We start from the raw sequence: 26989 nt of genomic DNA, 5'->3' as shown, positions 1-26989 counted from the left end.
ACACGTGACGACGAGCCGCCGGACTGGATCTGCCGGCGAACTCGTCATGCGGGGAGTGGATCAGAACTCGACCTCGTCCCAGAAGTCGGGCTGTGAGTCGTCGGTTGGCGGATTGCCGTCATAGACCAGCGTCTGACGACGCTGGAGATAGGCGTCGCGGACGAAGCTGTAGAGATCGATGGAGGCCTCCTCGACGATCTCAGTCGTCGTCAGCAGATCCGCGCGCCGGTCGATCAAGCGCACCCCGACCAGTCCCCAGTGCACCTGATGCTTCTTGAGATTGGCCAGCGGGTCCATGACGATGTCGCCCCCCATACCGATGGCATCGCGCATGGAGCTCGGCCCGAGTAAGGGCGTGACCAGATAGGCGCCCGGCTCCAGACCCCAGTAGCCCAGCGTCTGCCCGAAGTCCTCCTTGTAGCTCGGCAGACCGACGTTGGTGGCCACGTCGATGAAGCCCAGCACGCCGACGGTGGAGTTGATGAAGATGCGCCCGACATCACTGCCCGCGCGCGACATCTTGAACTGCAGGACGTTGTTCACCGCCGAGGTGACATCGGCGAGGTTGTCGAAGAAGTTGGTGATGCCGCGATCGACCGGCTCGGGCGTCACCTTCTGATAGCCCCTGGCGATCGGCTGCATGAACGCCTTGTCGAAATCCATGTTGAAGCGGAAGGTGGCCCGGTTGAAAGGCTCCAGCGGATCGCGCGGATCGACCTCGCGATCGGGCTTGGAGGCGCACCCCAGCAAGAGCGTTGGCGCCACCAGCCAAGCCAGTGCGCGCGTCCATGATCGACCCATCACCATACCCATATACCCGGCGAATCTCCTCGATGACCTGACCGAATCCTACCACAGCGCGAAGCGCCGTCGGAGACTCGCTGCGACCGAGAGCATTGGCATTCGTCGCGCGCGCACTTATGCTGTGGCGATGAGAGAACAGGAACACACCCCCAACAGCATTGCGCGGCGTTTTCGCGGTTTCCTGCCAGTAGTGGTGGACGTCGAGACCGCCGGTTTCGATGCCCAGCGCCACGCCCTGCTGGAGGTCGCGGCCGTCATCATCCGCCAGCGGTCCGACGGTCTGCTCGAACCCGCGCCGACGCTCGCCTGCCACGTGCTGCCCTTCGTCGGCTCGGAACTCGACCCGCGTGCGCTGGCCTTCAACGGCATCGATCCCCATCACCCTTTCCGTGATGCGATCTCGGAGCACGATGCACTCGAACGCATCCTCACCCCGATTCGCAAGGCGGTGAAATCGACCGGCTGCAACCGCGCCATCCTGGTCGGACACAATGCGCACTTCGATCTGGGATTCATCAAGGCCGCCGTCGAGCGCACCGGCTACAAGCGCAATCCCTTCCATGCCTTCAGCGTCTTCGACACCGTCACGCTCGGCGGACTGATGTTCGGCCAGACTGTGCTCGCCAAGGCCTCCAGGGCCGCGGGACTGCACTGGAAGCACAGCGAGGCGCACTCAGCGGCCTATGACGCCGAGCAGACCGCGCGGCTGTTCTGCGCGGTCGTCAATCGCTGGCGCGAACTCGACCCCGAGCGTTACTGGGAGCGCAATACCGAGGTGGTGGCGGGATCGGACCAGGTTTCGGGTTGATCGCTCAGGCGTTGTCGGCCTTGGCGACGGCCAGTTCCATCATCGTCTTCAGCTCGCCGCTGGCGTGCAGTTCGAGCGTGATGTCACAGCCGCCCACCAGCTCGCCGTCGATGTAGATCTGCGGAAAGGTCGGCCAGTCGGCGAAACGCGGCAGATGCTCGAAGATCTCGGGATCCTGCAGGACGTTGACATAGGCGAAGGGCACCTCGCACTGTTGCAGCGCCTGCGCGGCGCGCATGGAGAAGCCGCACTGCGGAAACTGCGGCGTGCCCTTCATGTAGATCACGACCGGGTTGTTCTTGACCTGCTCGCCGATACGTTCCAAGACATCCATCATGAGAGTCCTCGATAGTCGTTGAATGATGCTCCGGCCCAGAATCGGGCCGGACTGGCGCATTTTCAAATCCGCCCGCGCCGCGTCGGCTCAATCGACGTGACGCTGGAGCCAGAGTTCCAGGAGCGCCAGATGCCAGAGCTTGTTGCCCTGGATGCGGGTGTGGTGCATGTCGGGCGCGGCCAGGAGCTGGTCGAGATAGGCCTGGCGATAGAGACCGCGCTCGCGGCTGGCGCGTGAGGTCAGGACGTCGCGCATCATGTCGAGGAAAGGGCCGCGCACGTATTTGAGCGCCGGCATCGGGAAGTAGCCCTTGGGCCGGTCGATCACGGCCTCCGGCAGCAGTCCACGGGCGAGCGCCTTGAGGGGATACTTGCCGCCCTCGCGCAGCTTGAGTTCGGGCGGACAGCGCGCGGCCAGTTCGACGAGCTGGTGATCGAGGAAGGGCACGCGCGCCTCCAGCCCCCAGGCCATGGTCATGTTGTCGACACGTTTGACCGGGTCGTCGACGATGAGGGTGGTCACATCCAGCCGCAGCACGGCATCCAGGAAGGTGTCGGCGTCCGGCTCGGCCAGACGCTCGGCGATCAGGGCCGAAGTATGATCCTCACCGGCGTAGGACGCCCCGATCATCCGTAGATACTCGTCGTGATCGCGATCGAAATAATGCTTGGCGAAGCGTTCCAGCGGTGAGCCAGTCGTCTCGGCCATCATGCGCGGATACCAGAAATAGCCGCCGAACACCTCGTCGGCGCCCTGCCCCGACTGCACGACCTTGATCTCGCGCGAGACCTGTTCGGCGAGCAGATAGAAGGCCACCGCATCCTGACCGAACATCGGCTCGGCCATGGCGCCGATCGCCTCGGGCAGCCGGGTCAGCACCTGGTCGTTGGGAACCAGGAATTTATGGTGCCGCGTGCCGTAGCGCTCGACGACCAGATCCGAGTATTCGAATTCGCTACCGGCCTCCTCGGGCGTGTCCTCGAAACCGACTGAGAAGGTGCGCAGATCCGCGACTCCGGCCTCGGCGAGCAGGGCCACCAGCAGACTGGAGTCCAGCCCGCCCGAGAGCAGCACCCCGACCGGGACATCCGCAACCTCGCTACGGATCTTGACCGCGTGACGCAGGGCGGCGTGGATGGACTCCAGCCATTCGCCCTCGGACAGCGGCGAAGCGGGACGTTGGGCTGTCAGACGCCAATAGGCGCGCTCGGTCTGACGCCCATCGGCCTCAATCAGCCGCCAGTGTCCGGGCGCCAGCTTGCGCACACCCTGGAGGATAGTGCGCGGTGCCGGGACCACGGCATGGAGCGTGAAGAGATTGTGCAGCGCAACTGGATCGATGCGCGTATCCACGCCGCCGGCGGCCAGCAGGGCCTGTGGATTCGAGGCGAAACGCAGCACGCGCCCCTGCTCCGACCAGTAGAGCGGTTTGATGCCGAAGCGGTCGCGCGCCAGGAACAGCGAACGCCGGCCGGCGTCCCAGACGGCGAAGGCGAACATGCCGTGCAGCCGCTCGACGCAACCGGTCCCCCAGGCGTGCCAGGCCTTGAGGATGACCTCGCTGTCGCCCTCGGAGAAGAAGCGATAGCCCTTCGACTCCAGTTCGCGCCGCAGCGCACGGTAGTTGTAGATGGTGCCGTTGAAGACCAGCGCCAGCCCCAGCTCGGCATCGACCATCGGCTGATTGGAGCGCACCGACAGATCGATGATCGCCAGCCGCCGATGTCCGAAGGCCAGCGCCCCGTCGCTGTAACTACCGCCATGATCCGGGCCGCGCCGCGTCAATTCGGCCATCATGTGCCCGATCGCGTCCAGATCGGCCGGCGCACCATCGAGCCGCAGCTCGCCACAGATACCGCACATTTCAGATCTTCTCCCGCCAAGTGATCAGATGACTATCGCCAAGAGGATAGCTGAATCGCCGACGGGGGATGGTTGTAAAAACGGCGAGTCGACCGCATGGTGACGGTGCATTCATCATGGATGGCCGTGTCGCTGATGCCGTTCACGCGAACGGTCCGGCTCAGCCCTCCAAACCCAAGATCCCACGCTAAAACGCAGGAGACCCGACGATCATGACGCACGAACTGCCCGCCCTGCCCTATGAGAAGAACGCCCTGGAGCCGGTGATCTCGGCCGAGACCATCGAGTACCACTACGGCAAGCATCATCAGACCTATGTCACCAATCTCAACAACCTGATCAAGGACACCGAGTTCGCCGACATGAGCCTGGAGGACATCGTCCTGAAGTCCTCGGGCGGACTCTTCAACAACGCCGCTCAGGTCTGGAACCATACTTTCTACTGGAACTGTCTCAGCCCCAACGGCGGCGGCGCCCCGAGCGGCGCGCTGGCGGCGGCGATCGACGCCAAGTTCGGTTCCTTCGATGAATTCAAGAAGCAGTTCGCCCAGTCGGCCGCCACCAACTTCGGCTCGGGCTGGACCTGGCTGGTCAAGAACGCCGACGGCTCGATCGAGATCTTCAACACCTCCAACGCCGGCACGCCCATGACCTCGGGCAAGACCGCACTCCTGACCGTCGACGTCTGGGAACACGCCTACTACATCGACTATCGCAACGCCCGTCCCAAGTATCTCGAAAGCATCTGGGACAAGGTGAACTGGGAGTTCGTCGCCGCCAATTATGGCGGCTGAACCACGCGAATCGATACGGCGATCCTTGTCAAGCATGTAAATATCGCGTTATATTCGCCCACTTCGCCTTATACACAGAGGCGGTTTCCCATGCGGGGTAACCGCCTTTTTTATTTTCATTCTGAAAGCTCGATCGGGGTCTTTGCGCCATGAGCGAACCCTTGATGGCCACCTACAATCGCCTGCCCGTCACCTTCGACCGGGGTGAGGGCGTCTGGCTCTGGGACACCAACGGCACGCGCTATCTGGATGCGCTGTCCGGGATCGCCGTGTGCGGACTGGGACACGCCCATCCGGCCGTGCGCGACGCATTGTGCGAGCAGGCCGGGCGGCTGATCCATACCTCCAACCTCTACGGCGTCGCCGAGCAGGAACGCCTGGGCGCGCTCCTGACCGAGCAGGCCGGGATGGATCGCGTCTTCTTCGCCAATTCGGGCGCAGAGGCCAACGAAGCGGCGATCAAGCTGGCCCGGCTCCATGCCCATCGGCGCGGCATCGAGAACCCGGCGATCCTGGTTGCCGAGCACAGTTTCCACGGCCGCACCCTGGCCACGCTCTCGGCCACCGGCAACCGCAAGGTCCAGGCCGGTTTCGAGCCGCTGGTCCAGGGCTTCGTGCGCGTGCCCTATGACGATCTGGACGCCATCGAAACGGCAGCCGCCAACCGGCCCAACATCGTTGCGATCCTGATCGAACCGATCCAGGGCGAAGGCGGCATCCGGCTTCCGTCCGACGACTATCTGGTCCGGCTGCGCGAGATCTGCGACCGCTCGGGCTGGCTGCTGATGCTCGACGAGATCCAGACCGGCATGGGCCGCACCGGGCGGCTGTTCGCCTTCCAGCACGCGGGCATCCAGCCGGATGTGGTCACGCTCGCCAAGGGGCTGGGCAACGGGATGCCGATCGGCGCCTGTCTGGCGCGCGGCGCGGCGGCCGAGGTGTTCTCGCCCGGCTCGCACGGCTCGACCTTCGGCGGCAATCCGCTCGCCTGTCGCGTTGGGCGCGCGGTGCTGGAGACCCTGATCGACGAGAACCTGACCGAGAACGCCGCCGCCCAAGGCGCCTATCTGCTCGATTCGCTGCGTGCGGCACTGGGCGAGACTCAAGGCCTGGTCGAGATCCGTGGACGCGGCCTCATGGTCGGGATCGAGCTCGACCGTCCCTGCGGCGAACTCGTCGGTCGGGCGCTCGACGCCGGACTCCTGATCAACGTCACCGCCGAGCGGGTGATCCGGCTGCTGCCGCCGCTGATCATCGACCGCGCCCAGATCGATGAACTGGTCGCCACCCTCACCGGACTCATCCAAGGCTTTTTGGGCGACGCCTGAAGACGAACCCGCGAGAGACATCCTCCGATGGCCACCCAACAGACAGACTGCCGGCACTTCCTCTCATTGCTCGATCTGAGCCTGGACGAGGCCCGAGCGCTGATTGCGCGTGCCACCGAACTCAAGCGGATGCGTGCCGCCGGTCAGGACTTCAAGCCGCTCGCCGGCCGCACCCTGGCGATGATCTTCGAGAAGTCATCGACCCGCACCCGTGTCTCCTTCGAGGCCGGCATGGTCCAGCTCGGCGGTCATGCGCTCTTCCTCTCGCCACGCGACACCCAGCTCGGGCGGGGTGAGCCGATCGAGGACAGCGCGCGGGTCATCTCGCGCATGGTCGATGCGGTCATGATCCGCACCTTCGAGCAGAAGACGGTGGAAGTGTTCGCTGCCCACTCGCGCGTCCCAGTGATCAATGGTCTGACCGACCGCTGTCATCCCTGCCAGATGCTCGCCGATCTCCAGACCTTCCACGAGCATCGCGGCGACATCCAGGGCAAGCGCGTGGTCTGGATCGGCGACGGCAACAACATGTGCCATTCCTTCATGGAAGCGGCGCAACTGTTCGACTTCGAGCTGCGCGTGGCCTGTCCCGAGGGATTCGATCCGGACGCCGACCTGCTGGCGGCCTGCGGCGACCGCTGCACGATCCTGCGCGACCCGCGCGAGGCCGCCGAGGGCGCACATCTGATCGCCACCGACGTCTGGGCCAGCATGGGTCAGGAAGAGGAGCAGGAGCGGCGTCAGGCGGCGTTCGCCAGCTATCAGGTCACGGATGCCATCATGGATCAGGCCAGCAGCGACGTCCTCTTCATGCACTGTCTGCCGGCGCATCGCGGCGAGGAAGTCGCCGCCTCGGTCATCGACGGCCCGCGCTCGGTGGTCTGGGACGAAGCCGAGAACCGGCTCCATGCCCAGAAGGCGCTGCTCGAATTCCTGATCCCGCACTGAAAACTGACTGTCGGCCGGCGCCACGCACGATCGAGATCCTGTGGCGTAGCGGCATGGGAGCCGGCGCTCACGCCTACTGACGATGCGGATTCTTCAGCCGGCGGGTCTTGTCCACCATGCGATGGGTGGAAAGGTTGTTGTTGTAGCGCGGCACCAGATGCAGCGGAACCCAGATGACATCGTGTGACTCGTCGTTGCCTGGGATGGGCAGATGGTCGTCGATCTCGATCAGAAAACGCACATCGTAGTGGACATGGCGCGGCCCATGTTCGCTGGCGGGAATGGTGTGGATGTCGAGATCGAAGATGCCCTCGCTGAGCAGGCGGATCTGCTCGGGCGCGATGCCGGTCTCTTCGTGGGTCTCGCGCAGGGCGACACGGCGGATGTCGGCGTCGCAGTCGGCGTGGCCGCCGGGCTGGAACCACTGTGAATGCTTCTTGTGATGCAGCATCAGCACGAGGTCACGATCCGGGTTCACCACCCAGGCGGAACCTGTGACATGACCGGGCAGCAGTTCCGAATGGAAGCAGTCTTCGTGGGCGCGCACGAAGTCCTTGGTGCGTTCGAGATAGCCGGCCTCGGTCATGATCTGGGTGTCGTAGGCCTCCAGCAGACTCAGCAATTCATTGCGGTGCATGTTCCTCGATCCCCCTGACTCTCCGCGCGCCTAATGCGTGCCGCGCGGACTGGCCACGGCGGCGATGGCGGCAGCGGCGGCCTCGTCGATGTTGGTCTCACTGCCGGCCAGGGTCAGACGGCCAAAGGCGCCGATGGCCTTGACGTCGACCAGGGTGATACTGGCCGCCTTCTCGGCCTGATTGGCGGCATAGGTGATATAGCCGGCCGGCTCGGTTTCCAGGATGAACATGCTCTGGCCCGGCAGGATCATGGAGCCGCGTCGTTCCTGGCGGTTGATCAGGACGGTGTGGTCCGGGGTCATGCCGCGGATGATCTCCGACCACTGAACCCGGCAGGGTTGGCGGTCGTCCTGCTTGGCCTGCATGCTGTTGAGGATGAGGCGACCGGCCTCGATGACATCACTCTGGTCGCGCTGGTGGATGACCATGGAGCCGTAGGCGCGCTCCACCACCTGCTGGGCCAGATGCACCCGAGTGGACTTGAGGGCCGCGTCGGTGAGGCGATGCACGGCCATGCCGGGCGAGACCTCGAGCCACAGGCAGGCATCGCCGGGAACCGGCAGAAACCCCTGGGAGACCGTGGCGATATAGGCGGCCAACTGCGGTTGCAGCGAGTCGATGAAGGTATAGGTGCGCAGCGAGATCTTTGGGGTCATGCGAATGGACTCGGCTCTTGGCGGGGCGTGTCGCGCGCCTCGAACGGGATATTACCTTGGCCGACTCAAAAACTGTCAAGTCCTGGCAATGATCACGGACCCAAAGTGTTCAAGGATTGCGGCTGGCGGCGATATACTGAGCGACTTCGATCAGTCCCGAGGTCATCTAAGCTCATGCCCCAGTATCGCTCCAGAACCAGCACCCATGGCCGCAACATGGCCGGCGCGCGCGCCCTGTGGCGCGCCACCGGCATGACCGACGCCGATTTCGACAAACCCATCATCGCCGTCGTCAACTCCTTCACCCAGTTCGTCCCCGGTCATGTGCATCTGAAGGATCTGGGCCAGCTGGTTGCGCGCGAGATCGAGGCCGCCGGCGGCGTGGCCAAGGAATTCAACACCATCGCCATCGACGACGGCATCGCCATGGGCCACAACGGGATGCTCTACTCCCTGCCCTCGCGCGAGATCATCGCCGACTCGGTCGAGTACATGGTCAACGCCCATTGCGCCGATGCCATGGTCTGCATCTCCAACTGCGACAAGATCACGCCCGGCATGCTGATGGCCGCGCTGCGCCTGAACATCCCGGCGGTGTTCGTCTCGGGCGGGCCGATGGAGGCGGGCAAGGTGCAACGCGCCGGGGGCGAGGTGCATCTGGATCTGGTCGACGCCATGATCGCCGCCGCCAATCCCAACGAGAGTGATGCCGACGTCGACCGGATCGAGCGCTCGGCCTGTCCGACCTGCGGCTCCTGCTCGGGCATGTTCACCGCCAATTCGATGAACTGTCTGACCGAGGCGCTGGGTCTGAGTCTGCCGGGCAACGGTTCCCTGCTGGCCACCCATGCCAAGCGCCGCGAGTTGTTCCTCGAAGCCGGACGGCTGATCGTGGAGCTGGCGCGCCGCTACTATGAACAGGATGATGACCGCGTACTGCCGCGTTCAATCGCCGACTTCGCCGCCTTCGAGAACGCCATGAGTCTCGACATCGCCATGGGTGGCTCGACCAACACCGTGCTGCATCTGCTGGCCGCCGCGCGTGAGGCCGAGGTCGCGTTCACCATGACCGACATCGACCGTCTGAGCCGCAAGGTACCGAATCTGTGCAAGGTCGCTCCGGCCACGCAGAAGTACCACATGGAGGACGTGCATCGCGCCGGTGGCGTGCTCTCAATTCTCGGCGAGCTGGAGCGCGCCGGACTGCTCCATACCGACACCTGTACCGTGCACAGCCCGACCCTGGGCGAGGCACTGGCGCGCTGGGACATCGGACGCAGTCAGGACAGCGAAGCGCACGCGCGTTTCCGCGCCGCGCCCGGCGGCATCCCGACTCAGGTCGCCTTCAGCCAGGACGCCCAGTGGCCCGAGCTGGATCTGGACCGTGCCGCCGGCTGTATCCGCGATCGCGAACATGCCTACAGCCAGGATGGCGGTCTGGCGGTGCTGTTCGGCAATCTGGCCGAGGACGGCTGTATCGTCAAGACCGCCGGCGTCGATGCCGAGATCCTGAGCTTCAGCGGCCCGGCTCGGATCTTCGAGAGCCAGGAAGACGCCGTCTCCGCGATCCTGACCGACCGCATCCAGCCCGGCGACATCGTCGTCATCCGCTATGAAGGCCCCAAGGGCGGTCCGGGAATGCAGGAAATGCTCTACCCGACCAGCTATCTCAAGTCCAAGGGGCTGGGCAAGGTCTGTGCGCTCATCACCGACGGGCGGTTCTCGGGCGGCACCTCGGGACTGTCCATCGGCCATGTCTCGCCGGAAGCGGCCGAGGGCGGGCTCATCGGTCTGGTCGAGGAAGGCGACCGCATCGAGATCGACATTCCCAATCGGCGCATCCATCTTGCGGTCAGTGATGAGCAGATCGCGGCGCGCCGTCAGGCGATGGAGGCCAAGGGGGCGAATGCCTGGCAGCCGGTGTCGCGTCAGCGCGTGGTGTCGAGCGCGCTCAAAGCCTATGCCGCCATGACCACCAGTGCGGCCAATGGCGCGGTGCGCGACATCAGCCAGCTGCGTTGAGGTTGACGGCCATCCGGGACACTCTCCGCTATCAGGGGGAACTCACTCATGAGCGCGCATTTCACCGAGCAGCCATTCCGTCCGCTGCGATTGGCGATCCTGACCGTCTCGGACAGTCGGGACGAGTCCCGCGACACCTCCGGCCAGTTGCTGCGTGAGCGCGCCGAGGCGGCTGGACACGCGGTCGTCGCGCGAGAGATCGTCCGCGACGACGTCTACCTGTTGCGCGCGGTCTTCTCGCGCTGGATCGCCGATCCCGAGATCGAGGTGATCCTGAGTACGGGCGGCACCGGCGTGACCGGACGCGACAGCACGCCCGAGGCCATCGCACCCCTGCTCGACAAGCAGGTCGAGGGCTTCGGCGAGCTGTTCCGGCAGGTCTCGTTCGAGGAGATCGGCGCCTCGACGCTCCAGTCGCGGGCGCTCGGCGGGCTGGCCAACGGTACCTTCGTCTTCTGTCTGCCCGGCTCGACCGGGGCCTGTCGCACGGCTTGGGAGCGCATCCTCCAGCCGCAACTCGACATCCGCACCCGGCCCTGCAATTTCGCTCAACTCATTCCGCGTTTATTGGAACGATGATGGATCGATCCAACGACTGTGCGCCGGTTGCGGCCGGCGGCAAGACCCTGACCAGGGACGAGGCCGTCGCCTTTCTGACGGCGCGCGTCTCGCCCATCGACGGCACCGAGACCCTGGGGCTCGAGGCGGCGCTCGGGCGTGTGCTGGCCGAGCCGGTCATGAGCACCCTCGACGTGCCCGGCTGGGACAACAGCGCCATGGACGGGTATGCCATCCGGCACGCCGATCTGGCCGCGCACGAGGGTCGGCTGCCGGTCGCTCAGCGCATCCCGGCCGGTGCGGTTGGTGAACCGCTGGCACCCGGCACGGCGGCACGGATCTTCACCGGCGCGCCCATGCCCGAGGGAGCGGATACAGTGGTCGTGCAGGAGGTGTGCGAAGCGTCCGACGGACAGGTGCGGATTCCGCTCGACGTCAAGGCCGGCGCCAACGTCCGCCGCACGGGCGAAGACATTCGTACCGGCGCCGAGGTGATCGCGGCCGGCACGCGGTTGACGCCGGCGCATCTGGGTCTGGCGGCGTCGGTCGGCGTGGCTCGACTGGTGGTGCGTCGTCGTCTGCGCGTGGCGATGCTCTCCAGCGGCGACGAGCTGGCGTTGCCCGGCGAACCGCTGGGGCCTAGCCAGATCTACAACTCCAACCGTTTCATGCTCATGGGACTGTTGCAGACCTGGGGCTGTGAGGTGGTGGATCTCGGCATCGTCGCAGACGATCTCGAATCGACCGTCGCGGCCATGGCACGCGGCGCACGCGAGGCGGATCTGATCATCGCCAGCGGCGGGGTCTCGGTCGGCGAGGAGGATCACATCAAGCCTGCCGTCGAGCGACTCGGTCGACTCGAACTCCATCAGGTGAAGATCCGTCCCGGCAAGCCGCTCGCCTTCGGTGAGGTCCAGGGCACGCCACTACTCGGCTGTCCCGGCAATCCGGTGTCGCTGTTCGTCACCGCCGCGCTGTTCGCGCGACCGCTGATCCGACGGATGCAGGGTGTGGCGGGCGAGCTGGATGTGCGTCCGCTCCGGATCCGCGCCGGTTTCGACTGGCTGCGCCCGGACAAGCGGCTCGAATTCCAGCGCGCACGTCTGGAACGCGGTGCCGATGGCGAGCTGGAGGTCGCGGTCTATCCCAGCCGCTCATCGGCGGTGCTGTCCTCTGTCGCCTGGGCCGATGGTCTGGTGCAGCTCCAGCCGGGGCGGGTCGTCGAGCGCGGCGATCCGGTCGAGTTCCTGCCGTTCGGCGAGCTGTTGCACTGATCTGGGGATTCGGAGGGCGCGATGATTCGGATACGCTATTTCGCCCGTCTGCGCGAACGGCTCGACACCAGCGAAGAACAGCTCGACTGGTCGACGGATACCGCGACTGTCGCCGCGCTGCGCCGGCATCTGTGCGCACGCGGCGGCGTCTGGGCCGAAGCGCTCGGCGGTTTGGAAACCGTGCTGGCGGCCGTCGAACAGGAACTGGCACGCCCCGAGACGCTGATCCTGGACGGACAGGAGGTCGCCTTCTTCCCACCGGTCACGGGCGGCTGAAACGGCTGACTGATTCATACGCTTCAAGACTCGAAACCCTGGGGTTCTTTGACATGGACATTCCCGACGACGTTCGCCTTGGTGTTCGCGCTCCCACGCCTCTGACCGCCGCGGCAACGACGGCGCGGACTCCAGCCACGCGCAACGCCAAGCAGGCCGTGACCGAACTGCTTCGCCAACTGCCCGACGACTGCACCCTGGAGGACATCCAGTATCACCTCTATGTGATGGAGAAGGCCGAGCGCGGACGCGAGGACATCGCCCAGGGACGCGGTTATCTCAACAACGAAGCCAAGCAGCGGCTGGACCGATGGCTGGAGAGCTGATCTGGTCGCGCGCGGCGCTCGACGACATCGAGGCCATCGCTGCCATCGTTGCCCGTGATTCGGCCATCCAGGCTCGGCGGCTGGTCGAGCACGTCTTTCAGGGCGCCGAGCGCCTGCTCGCCCGCCCCACGCTCGATCAGCGACGCGCGCCGGCTCAAAGCGAAGGGATGCGCGACTACAGCATCCAGGGATTGCGCGTGCTCTACGAGCCACAAGGCGATGACGTGCATATCCTCGGCGTCGTGATCGGAGCACGCGCGACCGAGGCTTGAGCCGCCGGACCGTTGCGGATTCCCGTTCCGACTCCGCGCGCACCATGATTCACAGCGCCCGCCACACCAACCGCTCCAGGCCCGGCGCCACCACGGCGAAAGCGCTCAGATTCCAGTCCATGACGGCATTGGGACTTGCGACCCGAAGTCAGTGCCCGCATTGATCGTGCAAGACTCGATATCTGACAGAGGCGGCTGATGAGCCTGATCCAACCCACCCGAGTGGCCTTCGACGACCCGGATCTCAGGGGCAAGCGCGCGGCACTGGTCGCCGAGCTGCGCGCCTTCCTGCCGGACGATTCGCTGCTGGAGCGCGAGGAAGAAGTCCGCCCATACGAGTGCGACGGCCTCTCGGCCTATCGCCAACTGCCGCTGCTGGTGGTGCTGCCGCGCACGGTCGCCGAAGTCCAGCGCATCCTGCGCCTCTGTCACGAGCGCCGGATCCCAGTGGTGGCGCGCGGGGCCGGAACCGGACTCTCGGGCGGCGCCCTGCCCCTGCCCGACGGACTCCTGCTCAGTCTGGCGCGCTTCAACCAAATCCTGGAACTCGACCCGATCGGACGCACCGCGCGCGTCCAGCCCGGCGTGCGCAATCTTGCCATCAGCGAGACCGCGCGCCCGCATGGGCTCTACTATGCCCCCGACCCATCGAGCCAGATCGCTTGCACCATCGGCGGCAACGTGGCCGAGAACTCGGGCGGCGTGCACTGTCTCAAGTACGGACTCACGGTCCACAACGTGCTGTCCGTCACCTTCGTCACACTGGAGGGCGAGCTGATCGAACTCGGCTCGGCGGCGCTCGACTCAGCCGGTTACGACCTGCTCGCGCTCTTCGTCGGCTCGGAGGGGATGCTCGGGGTCATGGTCGAGGCGCGGGTCAAGCTGCTGCCGATCCCGGAGCGCGCCCAGGCGTTGCTGGCCGCCTTCGATGACGTGGAGCGCGCCGGACGCGCCGTCGGCGACATCATCGCCGCCGGCATCATTCCGGCCGGTCTGGAGATGATGGACGGCCCGGCGATCCAGGCCGCCGAGGACTTCGTTCACGCCGGCTATCCGACCGAGGCGGCGGCCATCCTGCTCTGCGAACTCGACGGCACCAACCAGGAGGTCTCCGAGCAGGTCATGCAGGTACGCACCCTGCTGCTCGACAGCGGTGCGACCGAAGTCCGCACCTCGCAGAACGAAGCCGAGCGGCTGCGCTTCTGGCAGGGGCGCAAAGCGGCCTTCCCCGCCGTCGGGCGGATCTCACCCGACTACTACTGCATGGACGGCACCATCCCGCGCCGCGCCCTGCCCGAGGTACTCCGGCGCACCGCCGAGCTGTCCCAGGAGTACGGACTGCGCGTGGCCAACGTCTTCCATGCCGGCGACGGCAACCTGCACCCGCTGATCCTGTTCGACGCCAACCAGCCCGGCGAGCTTCAGCGCACCGAGGAACTGGGCGGACGTCTGCTGGAGCTGTGCGTCGAGGTCGGCGGCACCATCACCGGCGAGCATGGCGTGGGCATCGAGAAGATCAATCAGATGTGCGTCCAGTTCACGCCCGAGGAACTGCGCCAGTTCCACGCCGTCAAGGAGGCCTTCGACCCGCTCGGTCTGCTCAATCCGGGCAAGGGCGTACCGACTCCCAGACGCTGTTCGGAATATCGGCAGTTGCCGACGCCGGGCTGTTCACATGCTTGAGCGAAGCGCTCACCAACCACGCAACCCACGCAACAGCCGCCCGTCAGCCGTGACGCGCCTTTAATCGCGCCAGACGGTCACTGGCCGACTGCGGAGCCGGCCCCTTGCCGCCGGCGGCCGCCAGAGCCGCGGCGATATTGGGATCGTCCTGCTCGGGGCGCGTGGGTGCGAGCAGCTTGGCCTTCAGGCTCGCCGCCTCGGCCTGGGCCAGATCGCGCGCGGCGGCCTCGTTCATCGCCTTGAGGGCCACGTTCAGACTGTTGGTGGTGCCGCTGAGTCCAGCCGCGCGGCGCGCCACCTCGGCCTGACGCTCGGCCTGCTCGCGCTGCTGTTCGGCACGGCGCATGTCGCGCTCGGCACGTTCCAACTGACGCCGCGCCTCCTTGAGCTTGGAACCCGCCTCGTTGTAGGTCTGTTCCAGCATCGCCAGGAACTCCTGGGCATCGCGCGCCTCGCTCGCTTCGCGTTCCACATCGGGCGCCATCTGTTCGAGCATGTCGAGCAGGGTATGCAGACTCTGTTCGAGTGCCGCGCGGCGGCTTGGGTCGGCTTCGGCGGCGATCTGACCTTGCAGCATCTCGGCGGCGGCCATGCGCTGATCGAGCAGCTTTTGGATGGCGTCGGCCTCCTGCTTCTCACGCTCATAGACCGCGCGCGCCTGAGCGACCTCCAGCCCCAGCTCGTCGAGATGCTCCTCCATGGCGCGTAGCTCGGCCTCGGTCGCGCCCTTGGGATCCCAGCGCACCAGAGCCTCGATACCACTCTGGACGGCCTGATCGGCCTTGACCCCGGCGAAGTGACGGATGAAATTGAACATGGATGTTCGCTCCTGATGATTCAGATCAGATGTTCGAGTATGGAAAGACAGGGGTCGGGGTTCGCTCAACCGGCCATGGCGCCGGCGTTCAGCAGCGCAACCGCCACCTGCACACCGACCAGTAAGGCCGCCGCAGCGACATTGCCCGATTCGATCGCCGCGCGCAGATCGCGGAACAGCAGCACGAAGACCCCGAAGGTCAGCAACTGGATCAGCACCGCCACGCTGCCCCACAGCAGGATGTCGAGCCAGACGCCGCTGGTGGCCAGTGTCGCGGCCAGCGGGATGGCCAGCGCCACCCAGGCGCCGCCAAGCGTCAGACCGGCGGCGGCGTTGCCCTGCCGGATCAGGTCGCGCTCATGATAGGGCGTGATCAGGGCATAGCCGCCAATACCCACCACCAGCAGCGCCAGCGTGGTGAGGAAATGCAGCAACAGGATCGGCAGTCCACTGTTGAGCGTCTGCCATAGGATATCGAGCGTCTCGGTCACGGTAGGGACTCCAGGATGTTGCAGGCAAGCGGTTCGGTACGAGCGTGGCGGTCAGCTCAGATTCAGGCCGGCGACGGGGATGTCGATGCCGACATGCAGCGACACCCAGGCGCTATCGCCCTGTTCGTTGGCGGCCACCAGCAGATATTCGGTCGTCGGCGCGGGCGGCTGGGCGTCGGTGGCGCGCGCATAGAGCATCGCCTGTTGTCGGCTCGGCTCGATCTCTGCGCCGCCGGCAGCATCCAGGGTCTCGCGGAGCGCATAGGGTTCGAGGCGCGCCTGACCGGGCGACCAGAGACGCCCATAGAGCAGACCGTCCTGGGTCTGGAACTCGGGCCAGCCGATCAGCCCCTCGTCGCGATCGAGCCAGACGCCCCATTCGTCCGCGTCGGCCGGCACGACTTCATCGAGCCGCGAGAAATAGCGACACTCGTCCGGCTGACCGCGCGCGTCCAGATGCACCTGGAAGAAGGCATCGCCACCCGAGACATAGAGCCGATACCAGGTCGTGCCCGGCCCCTTCACCTCTCCCAGACGCTCGACCGAGACCAAGCCGCTGCCGGTCGCGGCGCGCGGCGCCTGGAGTTTGGTGAACGGCTCGGCCAGGATGAACAGCGACGGATCGACCGGCAGCGTCATGCCGACCCGAAACCAGTCGGCACGATAGGAGGCGGTCCGAGCGCCGGACTTGCGATTCGCCGCCGAGCGACGCTGGCCGACATCGCCGAAGAAGCGCCGCCAGAGCACGATGACGAGCACGCCGCCGATGAGTAACAGAAACAGCGCCGTCAGCAACGCCCCGAAGGGAAAACCGGACGTTTCGGGTTCGACGCTCGGCGCCGGATAATTCGGATCGCGCGGCATTCCGGACATCGACGCCAGCCGGGTGTCGAGTTCGGACAACTGACGCGCCAGCTCGGGATCCTCGCGTGCCTGTTGCTCGGCCTCGGCGCGCCACTGACGATAACCGGGATCCTCGGCGTGATGGTAGAAGAACTCAGCATGTCCGGGCCGCGACAGGGTTTCGAGCAGCCCCCAGAGCAACACCGCGCTCCAGGGACCAAAGCTGGGTGAGGAGTTCGCCAATCTCCTGGCAGGAACCGAATAGCGCGCTCCTGGGACATAGGACGTACCGCGAGACCAGGAGGTGCTACCGAGGTTCGGATCACGGGTCGAGGGCCGACGCGGTGCGCTCGGCGTCGTCGAGGTCGAGGGACGATTCCAGATCGTTTCGATCGCCGGCGCCTCGGGTTCGCGCTGACGGCGGAAGTCGTCGAGTGCACGCTGGGAACCCTGTCGCGAGAGCGCCTGATCGCTGGCGCTGCCGCGCGTGGCCGGACTGGTCGTGATCGAGGACGAGGTACTGCGCGGACGGCTGTAGCCGCCGCTGACCGACGGGGTACGTGCAGCACGGCTCGGGCGTGTCGATGGCGTGCGCTGGCTCAGACTCGATGACGGACGCGAGTAGCCGCCGCTGGAGCGGCTCTTCTTGGCCCAGGCATCGAGCGGGCTCAGCAGCCCGATGGTCAGGCTCAGGAAGAGTGTCAGGCCGAGCGTCGGAGTCAGGCGTGGCATCGTCATCGAGTCTTGGAGCGATCGGTTGGCGATTCGAGTGCAGACATTATGAGCGCATCCCGTTAAGCTGACCACAATCAAGAACCCGGCCCATTCGCCCCATATCAGCGGCTCGAACCGACCTCCATGAACGACCCCGACCGACTCATCACCGCCGAGGCCGCCCCCGACGACAAGGCCATCGACCGCGCCATCCGTCCGCGCCGGCTCGCCGACTATGTCGGGCAACCGGCGGTGCGCGAACAGATGGAGATCTTCATCGGCGCCGCGCGCGCGCGCGAGGAAGCGCTCGACCATGTGCTGATCTTCGGCCCGCCCGGATTGGGCAAGACCACGCTCTCGCACATCATCGCCCACGAGATGCAGGTCAACCTGCGCCAGACTTCGGGTCCGGTGCTGGAGAAACCCGGCGACCTGGCCGCGCTCCTGACCAATCTCGATCCGGGCGACGTGCTGTTCGTCGACGAGATCCATCGCCTGAGTCCGGTGGTCGAGGAAGTGCTCTATCCGGCGATGGAGGACTATCAGCTCGACATCATGATCGGCGAAGGACCGGCGGCGCGCTCGATCAAGCTCGACCTGCCGCCCTTCACCCTGGTCGGCGCCACCACACGCGCCGGTCTGCTGACCTCGCCGCTACGCGACCGCTTCGGCATCGTGCAGCGGCTCGAATACTATTCCGCCGAGGATCTGACCCATATCGTGCGACGCTCGGCCCAGATCCTCGGTATCGAGACCGAAACCGACGGCGCCGCCGAGATCGCCCGTCGCTCGCGCGGCACGCCACGCATCGCCAACCGACTGCTGCGCCGGGTGCGCGACTATGCTCAGGTGCGCGGCGACGGGCGCATCAGCGCCGCGATCGCCGATCGGGCGCTGTCCATGCTCAAGGTCGATGCGCTCGGCTTCGACCACATGGACCGGCGTCTGCTCTCGGCCGTCATCGAGAAGTTCGACGGCGGCCCGGTCGGGGTCGAGAGTCTGGCGGCGGCCATCGGCGAGGAACGCGGCACCATCGAGGATGTGCTCGAACCCTTCCTCATCCAGCAGGGGTTCCTGATGCGCACCCCGCGCGGTCGCATGGCCACCCAGTCGGCCTATCAACATTTCGGACTCCGGGCCACGCAAGCAACGGCAAGCGTCGCGGCGGATCTCTTCGATTCCCAATCCGGAGCGTAACCGCCATCGGCCGGGACGCTTCCTTCATCAACCATTGACTCTTCGATCGAGTAAACAGCATGTCCGAATTCAATAACGTCACCGTGGCCAAGGCCGCCAACATCTATTTCGACGGTCAAGTGACCAGCCGCACCCTCACCTTCGCCGACGGCAGCCGCAAGACGCTCGGCATCATGCAGCCGGGCACGTTCGAGTTCGGCACCCAGGCTGCCGAGCGGATGGAGATCCTGAGCGGCGAACTCGACGTCCAGCTTCCCGGTGAGGATGGCTGGCAACGTATCCGGGGCGGCGAGTCCTTCGACGTACCGGCCGATTCCAAATTCAGCGTCTGCGTCCTGAGCCTGACCGATTACTGCTGCTCGTTCCTGCCGTGACCGCTGTCTGATCTCATCTGGGATAGCGGGCCTTGTCGGGTTCATTACATCGAATTCGTGCAGGGCCTGTCCCTGAGCAGACAGATCCCGCCTGCATCTCTCACAGCGACTATTAAAAACAACAGCTTAAATCATAGAAACTGGTTGGCTCGCTGCTTGCTTAGTCTTCTGCATCCGTCTCGACCGAGACCACAAGCCAAACGATGCTGGAGAGACAAGCCATGTGGGAATATTCCGAAAAGGTCCAGGAGCATTTCTTCAGCCCCCGCAATGCCGGGGCGGTCCAGGATGCCAACGCGATCGGCGAGGTCGGTTCGTTGTCCTGCGGTGACGCGCTGAGACTGACCCTCAAGGTCGACCCCGCGACCGAGACCATCCTCGACGCCGGTTTCCAGACCTTCGGCTGTGGCTCAGCCATCGCCTCCAGCTCGGCCCTGACCGAGATCATCAAGGGGATGACGCTCGATCGGGCGCTCCAGGTCAGCAACCAGGACATCGCCGACTATCTCGACGGATTGCCGCCCGAGAAGATGCACTGCTCGGTCATGGGGCGCGAGGCGCTGCAAGCGGCCGTGGCCAACTATCGCGGCGAGGAATGGAAGGACGATCACGAGGAAGGCGCGCTGGTCTGCAAGTGCTTCGCCGTCGATGAAAAACTGATCGAGAACACCATCCGCGCCAATGGGTTGAGCACGGTCGAGGAAGTGGTCAACTACACCAAGGCCGGCGGCGGCTGTTCGGCCTGTCACGAAGGCGTCGAGGAGATCCTGAACCGCGTGCTCGGCGAGTCCGGAAAGAGCTTCGCGCCCACGGCCGGCACTACGCCCCTGCCGGTCAAGGCCGGTCGCCCGCGACTGACCACGGTCGAGCGCATCCGCCGCATCGAAGCCGTGCTCGACAGCGTCCGCCCGACCCTGCAACGCGATCACGGCGACGTGGAGCTGGTCGATGTCGATGGCCGCCAGGTCTACGTCAAGATGCGCGGCGCCTGTGCCGGCTGTCAGATGGCGGCCGTGACCCTGGAGGGCATCCAGGAGCGAATGGTCGAGGCGCTGGGTGAATTCGTGCGGGTGATCCCGGCCGAGGCCCGACCACGAACCCAGGAATCCGAACTGGCCGCCTGTGCCTGATCGCGCTTCGGACACTTCAAATCAGGAGGCCCATCGCATGACCGCCACCGCTCAAGGCATCTATTTCGACAACAACGCCACCACCATGGTCGCCCCTGAGGTGGTGGAGGCCATGCTGCCCTATTTCACCGAGCAGTTCGGCAATCCCTCGTCGATCCATCAGTTCGGGAATCGCGTCGGTCAGGCGATCAAGCACGCGCGCACTCAGGTCCAGACCCTGCTCGGCGCCGAGCACGACTCCGAGATCGTCTTCACCTCCTGCGGCACCGAGTCCGACTCGACGGCGATTCTTTCGGCGCTCAGGGTTCAGCCCGAGCGACGCGAGATCATCACGACGGTCGTCGAGCATCCGGCGGTGCTGGCGCTCTGCGAACAGTTGGAGAAAGAGGGTTACACCGTCCACTACCTGCCGGTCGACGGTCGCGGACGGCTCGATCTCGATGCCTATGAGCGGCTGCTCTCCGAGCGCGTGGCCATCGTCTCAGTGATGTGGGCCAACAACGAGACCGGCACCCTGTTTCCGGTCGAGCGCATGGCCGAGATGGCCAAGGCCGCCGGTGTTCTCTTTCATACCGACGCGGTGCAGGCCGTCGGCAAGGTGCCGATCGATCTGAAACGGACCGCCATCGACATGCTGTCGCTCTCGGGCCACAAGCTGCATGCCCCCAAAGGCATCGGCGTGCTCTATCTGCGGCGCAACACCCGCTTTCGTCCGCTGCTGCGCGGCGGTCATCAGGAGCGCGGACGGCGCGCCGGGACCGAGAACAGCGCGGCCATCGTCGCACTCGGCAAGGCATGCGAGATGGCGCTCGAACACATGGAACACGAGCAGACCGCTGTGCGCACCCTGCGTGACCGGCTCGAACAGGGGCTGCTGGCCGCCGTGCCCAACTGCTTCGTCACCGGCGACACGGACAACCGGCTGCCGAACACCGCCAACATCGCTTTCGAGTACATCGAGGGCGAGGCCATCCTGCTACTGCTCAACAAGCTCGGCCTGCACCTCCGGCTCGCTCGAACCCTCGCATGTGATGCGCGCCATGGGCATTCCTTACACGGCCGCGCATGGCACCATCCGCTTCTCGCTCTCGCGCTACAACACCGCTGAGGAAGTCGAGCGCGTCATCGAAGCCGTGCCGCCGATCGTTGCGCAACTGCGCAAACTCTCGCCCTACTGGGACGTTGACGGCCCGGTCGAGGAGCCGGAAAAGGCGTTTGTACCCGCCTACGCCTGACCCCAGACGCCTTGGCGCTGCAAGGCTGCCAAGCCTCCCCGATAACTGTCATGAGCCTTGCGTTCGATCGATTCGATCGGTAGCGTAGGCGCGCTGTTCTCCTGAACCGACACAGATCGTCGTGAACTCGACGCTCTGCTTCCGAGTCAGCCGAGAGCAGCGCTACTCGATACCTGAGCAGTCGGACCGCCGTCCTGGCGGCCGGGCTGCTCGATCATCGTCCCCATGCCCGCCGGATTCTCGGGCCTGCCCGCCGGTCGATCGGGACACTTCGCCAGTCATGCCTCCAGCGTCATGACTGCGTGCAATCGATAGGAAGTTTCGCTCATGACAATCCAATCTTCGCGCCCCAAGCGGGGCCGCCTGGCCTCCGGGTTGGGCGTCGTCTGTCTGTCCGCTCTTGCACAGACACCCATCTCCCAGGCCAGTCCGAATGTCGCCGAACTCGAACGGCGCGTCTCGGAACTGAGTCGCGAACTGGCCGAGGCGCAACGGGCACTGAAGGCCGCACGCACCGACACGGGTTCGACGGCCGAGATGACGGCGAACACAGTCGCCCCCGCCTCCGACAGTGATCCGGCGACCGTCACGACCGAGAACACGGCGACGACGACCGCCGCACCGGATGACACCTTTCGCATCGGCCCCGTGACCATCGGCGGCGCACTGCGCGCCAATGCGGTCATCGGCAGCTATCAGGGCTTCGACAATGGCCCGAATCGCGGCGGCAACGGCGGCAACATCGAGCTCGACACCTTCCGCCTCAACCTGTCGCTGGACTACGAGAACATCATCGGACGTCTGGAATACCGCTGGTATCCGGCCGACAGCGGCACCAGCTACAACTTCCCGCATACCGCCTGGCTCGGCTACCGCTTCGCCGACGCCAGCGAGGTCCAGGTCGGTATCAACCGCGTCCCCTTCGGCCCCGGCCCCTATGGCGTGTCGCAGAGCTGGTTCTTCGATCAGCACTACTATGTCGGACTCTCCGACGACATGGATCTGGGCCTCAAATACAGCACCAAGCGCGGCCCCTGGTCGCTGGACTTCGCCTATTACGCCGCCAGCGAGGGCAGCTACTTCGGCCGCAGTCTCGACAGCACCCGCTACAGCTATGACGCGGTGCGCTGGGAAGAGTCGGTCGACGCCGACGGCAATGTCATCTACGGCGGCGCCCACAACGGCTACGAGGAACGCCATCAGTTCAACCTGCGCGCCATCTATAGCCTGACCGACAGCCGGATTCCGACCGATCTCGGCGTCTCGCTGCAATATGGCCAGCTCCAGGGCCAGCGCACCGACGACGGCAGCCACTGGGCGGCCTCGGCGCATATGGTCAACCGCTTCGACGACTTCACCCTGGCCACCCAGCTCACGCGCTACGAGTACGACATCGATGCGAACAACCCTTGGGGCACCGACACGCTGATCCCCATGGGCGCCTACGACTTCGCCTGGCCGGTGGCGGCCAAGGCCTGGATTCCGGCCGTCTCGCTCAGTTATCTCAAGGAGACGCCGAGTCTGCCCTGGCTCGACTCGGTGCGCCCCTATGTCGAATACAGCCGCATCATCAAGGACGAAAGCGCCTTCAACGACAGCCAGATGTGGGTGATCGGCGCGGCCTGGGCCAGCGGCGGCTGGTACATCTACAGTGATCTGGCCTATTCCAACGGCAACTATTTCGTCGGCAACGAGGCCAGCGGCAACGGCAGCGACGACTATGGACGTCTCGACGGTGTCAGCGACTTCGGCGTCAACGGCAACGACGAATGGAACTACCGTTTCAACCTCAATCTCGGCTACTACTTCTAAGGAGCGCGCGCTATGAGCGAAAAACCTGAGAACGCTGGAGCACCGCCGGCGGCTGAGAAACGCCCCTGGATCCAGTGGAATCCGCCCGTCTTCATCATCTCGGCGGCCCTGGTGCTGATCTTCGTGCTCTTCGCCGCCCTGGCCACCGAGATCGCCGAGCCGCTGTTCAAGGGCATGCAGTCCTGGGTCATCGAATCGGCCGGCTGGTTCTATGTGCTGTCTGTGGCCGGCTTCGTGGTGTTCGTCGCCGTGCTGGCCTTCACCAGTCTCGGGCGCATCAAGCTCGGGCCGGAGCACTCGCAGCCCGATTACAGCTATGCCTCCTGGCTGGCGATGCTCTTCTCGGCCGGCATGGGCATCGGCCTGATGTTCTTCGGCGTGGCCGAGCCGGTCATGCACTTCGTCACCCCGCCGGTCGGCGATCCGCAGGGCATCGAGGCGGCGCGTCAGGCGATGCGCATCACCTTCTTCCACTGGGGCATCCATGCCTGGGCCATCTATGCCGTGGTGGCGCTGTCGCTGGCCTATTTCGCCTTCCGCCACGATCTGCCGCTGTCCATCCGCTCGGCGCTCTATCCGCTGATCGGTGAACGGATCTATGGCCCCATCGGTCATGCGGTCGACATCTTCGCCGTGGTCGGCACCCTGTTCGGCGTGGCCACCTCGCTCGGCTTCGGCGTCATCCAGATCAATTCGGGCCTGAACTATCTGTTCGACATCCCCGTCGGCATCACCACCCAGGTGGTCCTGATCGTCGTCATCACGGCGATCGCCACCCTGTCGGTGGTCCTGGGACTGGATTCGGGCATCCGTCGGCTCTCGGAGCTCAACATGATCCTGGCCGTGGCGCTGCTGGCCTTCGTGTTGATCGCCGGTCCCACGGTGTTCCTGCTCCAGACCCTGGTGCAGAACACCGGCATGTATCTCTCCAGCCTGTTCGAGATGACGTTCAATCTCTACGCCTACGAACCCAACGACTGGATCGGCGGCTGGACCCTGTTCTACTGGGGCTGGTGGATCGCCTGGGCGCCCTTCGTCGGGCTGTTCATCGCGCGCGTCTCGCGTGGGCGCACCATCCGCGAGTTCGTGCTCGGGGTACTGTTCGTGCCCACGGGCTTCACTTTCATGTGGATGACCTTCTTCGGCGATACCGCCATCCACATGATCCTGATGCAGGGGATCACCGAACTGGCCGACGCCGTGGCCGCCGATACCTCGGTGGCGCTGTTCAAGTTCTTCGAGTATCTGCCGCTGTCGAGCGTCACGGCGGTGTTGGCCACCCTGCTGATCGTGACCTTCTTCGTCACGTCCTCGGACTCCGGCTCGCTGGTGGTCGACATGCTGACCTCGGGCGGCGGTCAGACCGAATCGCCGGTCTGGCAGCGCATCTTCTGGGCGGCGGTCGAGGGCGTGGTCGCGGCGGCGCTGCTGATCGCCGGTGGTCTGGCGGCGTTGCAAACAGCCACCATCGCCAGCGCACTGCCCTTCACCGTGGTCATGATCCTGATGGCCTGGGGGCTGATGCGCGCGCTACGCATCGACGACATCAAGCATCTGAGCCTGCGCGAGGCGCGCGTCACCCCGGTCGGACCGGCGGCGCCGTTGAGCTGGCGCCAGCGACTGCAGAACCTGATCCACCAGCCGACGCGCGAGGAGACGGTGCGCTTCATCCAGGATGTGGTGCGCCCGGCCCTGAGCGACGTGGCCGAGGAACTGCGCCGGATGCAGCTCGACGCCAGTCTCGGCGAGGGCGAGGACGGCCGGGTCTGGGTCGAGGTCCGTCACGGCGAGGAGATCGACTTCTACTACTGCGTGCGTCCGCGCACCTATGAGGCGCCGAGCTTCGTGCTGCGTGACACCACCGAGGAGCGTGCCGAGGCGCTGGAGTACTGTCGCGCCGAGGTTCATCTCAGCGAGGGCGGGCAGGACTATGACGTCATGGGCTGGAGCGCGTCCGATTTGATCGGCGACGTGCTCGATCACTACGAGCGTCACATGCACTTCCTGCAAACGCTGCGCTGAGTGATCGCGCGGGCCTGGGCGCGGCCATCCGCGCCGCCTCAGGCCCGAGTCATGCCGGAGCGTGCTTTGTTTCAAATGGGTTTCGTCCAAACCCCTTTTGTTTTATGGTTATGCCCCCGCGACACCGTCGCGGCGTCTCGTACATCGAAAGACTCGGTCGGCTCGCGGCCCGAATCGGCTGAACGCGACGGGTCCGACGAGCCATCGAACAGCGATAACCACATCCAGGAGTGTCACGCATGACCACGAATGTTGGTGAAAAAGACAGACTCTATCGCGCCATCGCCGGCGTCATCATCCTGCTCTGGGGCATCTCCAACGCCAACGCGCTCGGCCTGATCGGCTTCGTCGTCCTGGCGACGGCGTATTTCCGCAAGTGCCTGCTCTACATCCCGATGGACGTCAACACGAACAAGGCTTAAACGCCGGCCTCCAGCCGAGCTGGAGACTCCAATGGGCGCGGCACGGCTCGTGTCGCGCCCATGTCGTATCCGAATCCCCGGCTCCGTGCACCGACGTCAAGAGCCTCTCGTCTAGCCGCCCCGAACCCGCTAATCTTCTCCATCCGACCTTCCGAGCAGACATCAGCCAGCGTCCAGGGGCGCGCATCGACATGGTCAAATTCTGGAAACGAGAATCCGGCGGCGTTCCAAGCGAGACGACGAGCGCCGCGCCCGCCAATGCCGGCGACCCCGAAACGCTCGCGATCCTGGAACAGGCGGCACTCGATCAGCTCGCCTCGGTGCTGCGCACCTGGGGCAAATACGCCTTCGATCTCGACGACATCAAGGCCGCGACCCTGGCCGAGCAGCTCGAACGCTGGAGCCGGCACGTCCTCATGGCCTCGTCGCCGGATGCCGCCAAGGACCAGGACGCATCGGCCACGGAGGCCAATCCGGGTGCGCGTCGCGACTGGGGCGGTCTGCGCGACTTCGTCACCCGCATCCGGCGCAGCGAGCAGTCCTATGTCAACCGCCAGATCCTGGGTGCCCGCCAGGTCATGGGCGAATTCGTGCAGACACTGGGGCTGGTGCTCGCCGAGGATCAGGAGGAGCAGGCCAAGGTCACGCAGGTGATCAACCAGCTACGCAGCACGATCGAGAACAATGCCCCGATCGAGGTCTTGAGCCGCGAGGCGATGAATGCCATCGATCTGATCTCCAGCATCGCGCGTGAGCGCTCGAAGCGTAATCAGGGGCTGCTCCAAGACCTGAACGGCAAACTCCAGTCACTGCGCGGCGAACTGGACGCGGCCCAGCGCGAAAACGATCTGGACGGTCTGACGCGCCTCTACAACCGCAAGGCGTTCGACCGACAGCTCGAACGGGTGTTCGAACTCTGTAAGCTCTCCGGCCAGCCGGCCTGTCTGCTGATGATCGACGCCGATCACTTCAAACGCATCAACGACACCTACGGGCATCCGGCCGGCGACACCGTGCTCAAGCGGCTGGCCAACGCCTGCACCAAGGCCTTTCCGCGCAAGAGCGATTTCGTCGCGCGCTACGGCGGCGAGGAGTTCGCGGCCATCCTGCAGGACACCTCGCTCAAGAGCGCCCTGCCGCTCGCGCAGCGCCTGCTCGACACGATACGCATCATGCGCATCGAGCACGAGAATCTGGAACTCGATGTCACGGTCTCGATCGGGATCGCCGAACTCGGCGCGCCGGCCAGTCCCGAGCAGTGGCTCAAGACCGCCGATGGCGCGCTCTACGCGGCCAAGAAGGGCGGTCGCGACCGGATCGTCACGGTTCCGGAGCCGAGCTGAGT

The 26989-nt window shown here is 65.3% G+C and carries 28 protein-coding genes; 20 read left to right on the top strand and 8 right to left on the bottom strand.

Annotated features, from left to right (window positions below; translation table 11 throughout):
• Positions 1-60 precede the first annotated feature (60 nt).
• Positions 61-807 carry an MlaA family lipoprotein gene (locus HW932_RS04525; protein ID WP_176975356.1) on the bottom strand — a complete coding sequence of 249 codons (747 nt, stop codon included), beginning with the start codon at positions 805-807 and terminating at the stop codon, positions 61-63.
• A 124-nt stretch (positions 808-931) separates the two neighbouring features.
• Here HW932_RS04525 and rnt point away from each other — a divergent pair, with 124 nt between their 5' ends.
• Complete coding sequence (gene rnt / locus HW932_RS04520) at positions 932-1612, top strand: ribonuclease T (protein ID WP_176975295.1); 681 nt, start codon at positions 932-934, stop codon at positions 1610-1612.
• Positions 1613-1616: 4 nt separating this feature from the next.
• Here the strand turns inward: rnt and grxD are convergent, their stop codons facing one another.
• A complete protein-coding gene (gene grxD / locus HW932_RS04515) occupies positions 1617-1946 on the bottom strand; it encodes a Grx4 family monothiol glutaredoxin (RefSeq protein ID WP_281358179.1) in 330 nt (109 codons plus the stop codon).
• Between the two features lie 90 nt (positions 1947-2036).
• Positions 2037-3812 (bottom strand): N-acetylglutaminylglutamine amidotransferase, encoded by a 1776-nt coding sequence (locus HW932_RS04510; RefSeq protein WP_176975293.1) that lies wholly within the window; start codon positions 3810-3812, stop codon positions 2037-2039.
• 212 nt (positions 3813-4024) lie between these two features.
• Between HW932_RS04510 and HW932_RS04505 the strand changes: the two genes are divergently transcribed.
• From HW932_RS04505 to argF, 3 genes are all read left to right on the top strand, one after another.
• Positions 4025-4606: a superoxide dismutase gene (locus tag HW932_RS04505; RefSeq protein ID WP_176975292.1), complete on the top strand. Its 582-nt coding sequence runs from the start codon at positions 4025-4027 to the stop codon at positions 4604-4606.
• A 149-nt stretch (positions 4607-4755) separates the two neighbouring features.
• The gene (locus HW932_RS04500; protein WP_176975291.1) at positions 4756-5934 is read left to right on the top strand and encodes an aspartate aminotransferase family protein; all 1179 of its coding nucleotides are present in this window, start codon (positions 4756-4758) and stop codon (positions 5932-5934) included.
• 27 nt (positions 5935-5961) lie between these two features.
• Positions 5962-6882: an ornithine carbamoyltransferase gene (gene argF / locus HW932_RS04495; RefSeq protein WP_176975290.1), complete on the top strand. Its 921-nt coding sequence runs from the start codon at positions 5962-5964 to the stop codon at positions 6880-6882.
• Positions 6883-6955: 73 nt separating this feature from the next.
• Here argF and HW932_RS04490 read toward each other — a convergent pair whose 3' ends face one another.
• On the bottom strand, positions 6956-7519 hold the full coding sequence (locus tag HW932_RS04490) for an NUDIX hydrolase (RefSeq protein ID WP_176975289.1): 564 nt from the start codon (positions 7517-7519) through the stop codon (positions 6956-6958).
• A 30-nt stretch (positions 7520-7549) separates the two neighbouring features.
• The gene (locus HW932_RS04485; RefSeq protein ID WP_176975288.1) at positions 7550-8176 is read right to left on the bottom strand and encodes a hypothetical protein; all 627 of its coding nucleotides are present in this window, start codon (positions 8174-8176) and stop codon (positions 7550-7552) included.
• A gap of 174 nt (positions 8177-8350) precedes the next feature.
• Between HW932_RS04485 and ilvD the strand changes: the two genes are divergently transcribed.
• The 7 genes from ilvD (at position 8351) to HW932_RS04450 (ending at position 14587) form a co-directional block, all read left to right on the top strand.
• Entirely contained in the window at positions 8351-10198 is a 1848-nt protein-coding gene (gene ilvD, locus HW932_RS04480) for a dihydroxy-acid dehydratase (protein WP_176975287.1), read from the top strand.
• A gap of 48 nt (positions 10199-10246) precedes the next feature.
• The gene (moaB, locus tag HW932_RS04475; RefSeq protein ID WP_176975286.1) at positions 10247-10777 is read left to right on the top strand and encodes a molybdenum cofactor biosynthesis protein B; all 531 of its coding nucleotides are present in this window, start codon (positions 10247-10249) and stop codon (positions 10775-10777) included.
• Positions 10777-12030: a molybdopterin molybdotransferase MoeA gene (locus HW932_RS04470; protein WP_425485092.1), complete on the top strand. Its 1254-nt coding sequence runs from the start codon at positions 10777-10779 to the stop codon at positions 12028-12030. Before moaB ends, HW932_RS04470 begins: the two co-directional genes overlap by 1 nt.
• A gap of 21 nt (positions 12031-12051) precedes the next feature.
• Complete coding sequence (moaD, locus tag HW932_RS04465; RefSeq protein ID WP_176975284.1) at positions 12052-12306, top strand: molybdopterin converting factor subunit 1; 255 nt, start codon at positions 12052-12054, stop codon at positions 12304-12306.
• Positions 12307-12359: 53 nt separating this feature from the next.
• Positions 12360-12632, top strand: coding sequence for a hypothetical protein (locus tag HW932_RS04460; protein WP_176974927.1), 273 nt, complete (start codon positions 12360-12362; stop codon positions 12630-12632).
• Complete coding sequence (locus HW932_RS04455) at positions 12617-12904, top strand: type II toxin-antitoxin system RelE/ParE family toxin (RefSeq protein ID WP_176975283.1); 288 nt, start codon at positions 12617-12619, stop codon at positions 12902-12904. Before HW932_RS04460 ends, HW932_RS04455 begins: the two co-directional genes overlap by 16 nt.
• Before the next feature lie 198 nt (positions 12905-13102).
• Positions 13103-14587 carry an FAD-linked oxidase C-terminal domain-containing protein gene (locus HW932_RS04450; protein WP_176975282.1) on the top strand — a complete coding sequence of 495 codons (1485 nt, stop codon included), beginning with the start codon at positions 13103-13105 and terminating at the stop codon, positions 14585-14587.
• 43 nt (positions 14588-14630) lie between these two features.
• Here HW932_RS04450 and HW932_RS04445 read toward each other — a convergent pair whose 3' ends face one another.
• The 3 genes from HW932_RS04445 to HW932_RS04435 form a co-directional block, all read right to left on the bottom strand.
• Complete coding sequence (locus HW932_RS04445; RefSeq protein ID WP_176975281.1) at positions 14631-15404, bottom strand: hypothetical protein; 774 nt, start codon at positions 15402-15404, stop codon at positions 14631-14633.
• A 65-nt stretch (positions 15405-15469) separates the two neighbouring features.
• On the bottom strand, positions 15470-15895 hold the full coding sequence (locus HW932_RS04440; RefSeq protein WP_176975280.1) for a DUF350 domain-containing protein: 426 nt from the start codon (positions 15893-15895) through the stop codon (positions 15470-15472).
• 51 nt (positions 15896-15946) lie between these two features.
• Positions 15947-17470 (bottom strand): DUF2491 family protein, encoded by a 1524-nt coding sequence (locus HW932_RS04435; protein WP_176975279.1) that lies wholly within the window; start codon positions 17468-17470, stop codon positions 15947-15949.
• Between the two features lie 126 nt (positions 17471-17596).
• Here HW932_RS04435 and ruvB point away from each other — a divergent pair, with 126 nt between their 5' ends.
• From ruvB to HW932_RS04395, 9 genes are all read left to right on the top strand, one after another.
• Complete coding sequence (gene ruvB / locus HW932_RS04430; RefSeq protein ID WP_176975278.1) at positions 17597-18649, top strand: Holliday junction branch migration DNA helicase RuvB; 1053 nt, start codon at positions 17597-17599, stop codon at positions 18647-18649.
• Positions 18650-18708: 59 nt separating this feature from the next.
• Positions 18709-19023, top strand: coding sequence for a pyrimidine/purine nucleoside phosphorylase (gene ppnP / locus HW932_RS04425; protein ID WP_176975277.1), 315 nt, complete (start codon positions 18709-18711; stop codon positions 19021-19023).
• Positions 19024-19244: 221 nt separating this feature from the next.
• Positions 19245-20153 (top strand): Fe-S cluster assembly protein NifU, encoded by a 909-nt coding sequence (gene nifU / locus HW932_RS04420; RefSeq protein WP_176975276.1) that lies wholly within the window; start codon positions 19245-19247, stop codon positions 20151-20153.
• Between the two features lie 37 nt (positions 20154-20190).
• Positions 20191-21261 carry an aminotransferase class V-fold PLP-dependent enzyme gene (locus HW932_RS04415; RefSeq protein ID WP_246296648.1) on the top strand — a complete coding sequence of 357 codons (1071 nt, stop codon included), beginning with the start codon at positions 20191-20193 and terminating at the stop codon, positions 21259-21261.
• Entirely contained in the window at positions 21194-21388 is a 195-nt protein-coding gene (locus tag HW932_RS21775; RefSeq protein ID WP_246296647.1) for a hypothetical protein, read from the top strand. The genes HW932_RS04415 and HW932_RS21775 overlap by 68 nt, the downstream gene beginning before the upstream one ends.
• A 327-nt stretch (positions 21389-21715) precedes the next feature.
• Positions 21716-23200, top strand: a complete 1485-nt coding sequence (locus tag HW932_RS04410) for a hypothetical protein (protein ID WP_176975275.1) — start codon at positions 21716-21718, stop codon at positions 23198-23200.
• 12 nt (positions 23201-23212) lie between these two features.
• On the top strand, positions 23213-25222 hold the full coding sequence (locus HW932_RS04405) for a BCCT family transporter (protein ID WP_176975274.1): 2010 nt from the start codon (positions 23213-23215) through the stop codon (positions 25220-25222).
• 239 nt (positions 25223-25461) lie between these two features.
• A complete protein-coding gene (locus HW932_RS04400) occupies positions 25462-25644 on the top strand; it encodes a YgaP family membrane protein (protein WP_176975273.1) in 183 nt (60 codons plus the stop codon).
• A gap of 191 nt (positions 25645-25835) precedes the next feature.
• Positions 25836-26987 carry a GGDEF domain-containing protein gene (locus HW932_RS04395; RefSeq protein WP_176975272.1) on the top strand — a complete coding sequence of 384 codons (1152 nt, stop codon included), beginning with the start codon at positions 25836-25838 and terminating at the stop codon, positions 26985-26987.
• The last annotated feature ends 2 nt before the right edge of the window (positions 26988-26989 follow it).

The sequence above is a fragment of the Allochromatium humboldtianum genome (assembly GCF_013385175.1).
In the GTDB taxonomy this organism is placed as follows: domain Bacteria; phylum Pseudomonadota; class Gammaproteobacteria; order Chromatiales; family Chromatiaceae; genus Thermochromatium; species Thermochromatium humboldtianum.
This window is presented reverse-complemented; position numbering and strand designations above follow the sequence as displayed.

Coding starts and splice junctions, on each gene's coding strand:
- HW932_RS04525 (WP_176975356.1), bottom strand. CDS start 807: ATGGTGATGGGTCGATCATGGACGCGCGCACTGGCTTGGCTGGTGGCG.
- rnt (WP_176975295.1), top strand. CDS start 932: ATGAGAGAACAGGAACACACCCCCAACAGCATTGCGCGGCGTTTTCGC.
- grxD (WP_281358179.1), bottom strand. CDS start 1,946: ATGGATGTCTTGGAACGTATCGGCGAGCAGGTCAAGAACAACCCGGTC.
- HW932_RS04510 (WP_176975293.1), bottom strand. CDS start 3,812: ATGTGCGGTATCTGTGGCGAGCTGCGGCTCGATGGTGCGCCGGCCGAT.
- HW932_RS04505 (WP_176975292.1), top strand. CDS start 4,025: ATGACGCACGAACTGCCCGCCCTGCCCTATGAGAAGAACGCCCTGGAG.
- HW932_RS04500 (WP_176975291.1), top strand. CDS start 4,756: ATGAGCGAACCCTTGATGGCCACCTACAATCGCCTGCCCGTCACCTTC.
- argF (WP_176975290.1), top strand. CDS start 5,962: ATGGCCACCCAACAGACAGACTGCCGGCACTTCCTCTCATTGCTCGAT.
- HW932_RS04490 (WP_176975289.1), bottom strand. CDS start 7,519: ATGCACCGCAATGAATTGCTGAGTCTGCTGGAGGCCTACGACACCCAG.
- HW932_RS04485 (WP_176975288.1), bottom strand. CDS start 8,176: ATGACCCCAAAGATCTCGCTGCGCACCTATACCTTCATCGACTCGCTG.
- ilvD (WP_176975287.1), top strand. CDS start 8,351: ATGCCCCAGTATCGCTCCAGAACCAGCACCCATGGCCGCAACATGGCC.
- moaB (WP_176975286.1), top strand. CDS start 10,247: ATGAGCGCGCATTTCACCGAGCAGCCATTCCGTCCGCTGCGATTGGCG.
- HW932_RS04470 (WP_425485092.1), top strand. CDS start 10,777: ATGGATCGATCCAACGACTGTGCGCCGGTTGCGGCCGGCGGCAAGACC.
- moaD (WP_176975284.1), top strand. CDS start 12,052: ATGATTCGGATACGCTATTTCGCCCGTCTGCGCGAACGGCTCGACACC.
- HW932_RS04460 (WP_176974927.1), top strand. CDS start 12,360: ATGGACATTCCCGACGACGTTCGCCTTGGTGTTCGCGCTCCCACGCCT.
- HW932_RS04455 (WP_176975283.1), top strand. CDS start 12,617: ATGGCTGGAGAGCTGATCTGGTCGCGCGCGGCGCTCGACGACATCGAG.
- HW932_RS04450 (WP_176975282.1), top strand. CDS start 13,103: ATGAGCCTGATCCAACCCACCCGAGTGGCCTTCGACGACCCGGATCTC.
- HW932_RS04445 (WP_176975281.1), bottom strand. CDS start 15,404: ATGTTCAATTTCATCCGTCACTTCGCCGGGGTCAAGGCCGATCAGGCC.
- HW932_RS04435 (WP_176975279.1), bottom strand. CDS start 17,470: ATGCCACGCCTGACTCCGACGCTCGGCCTGACACTCTTCCTGAGCCTG.
- ruvB (WP_176975278.1), top strand. CDS start 17,597: ATGAACGACCCCGACCGACTCATCACCGCCGAGGCCGCCCCCGACGAC.
- ppnP (WP_176975277.1), top strand. CDS start 18,709: ATGTCCGAATTCAATAACGTCACCGTGGCCAAGGCCGCCAACATCTAT.
- nifU (WP_176975276.1), top strand. CDS start 19,245: ATGTGGGAATATTCCGAAAAGGTCCAGGAGCATTTCTTCAGCCCCCGC.
- HW932_RS04415 (WP_246296648.1), top strand. CDS start 20,191: ATGACCGCCACCGCTCAAGGCATCTATTTCGACAACAACGCCACCACC.
- HW932_RS21775 (WP_246296647.1), top strand. CDS start 21,194: ATGGGCATTCCTTACACGGCCGCGCATGGCACCATCCGCTTCTCGCTC.
- HW932_RS04410 (WP_176975275.1), top strand. CDS start 21,716: ATGACAATCCAATCTTCGCGCCCCAAGCGGGGCCGCCTGGCCTCCGGG.
- HW932_RS04405 (WP_176975274.1), top strand. CDS start 23,213: ATGAGCGAAAAACCTGAGAACGCTGGAGCACCGCCGGCGGCTGAGAAA.
- HW932_RS04400 (WP_176975273.1), top strand. CDS start 25,462: ATGACCACGAATGTTGGTGAAAAAGACAGACTCTATCGCGCCATCGCC.
- HW932_RS04395 (WP_176975272.1), top strand. CDS start 25,836: ATGGTCAAATTCTGGAAACGAGAATCCGGCGGCGTTCCAAGCGAGACG.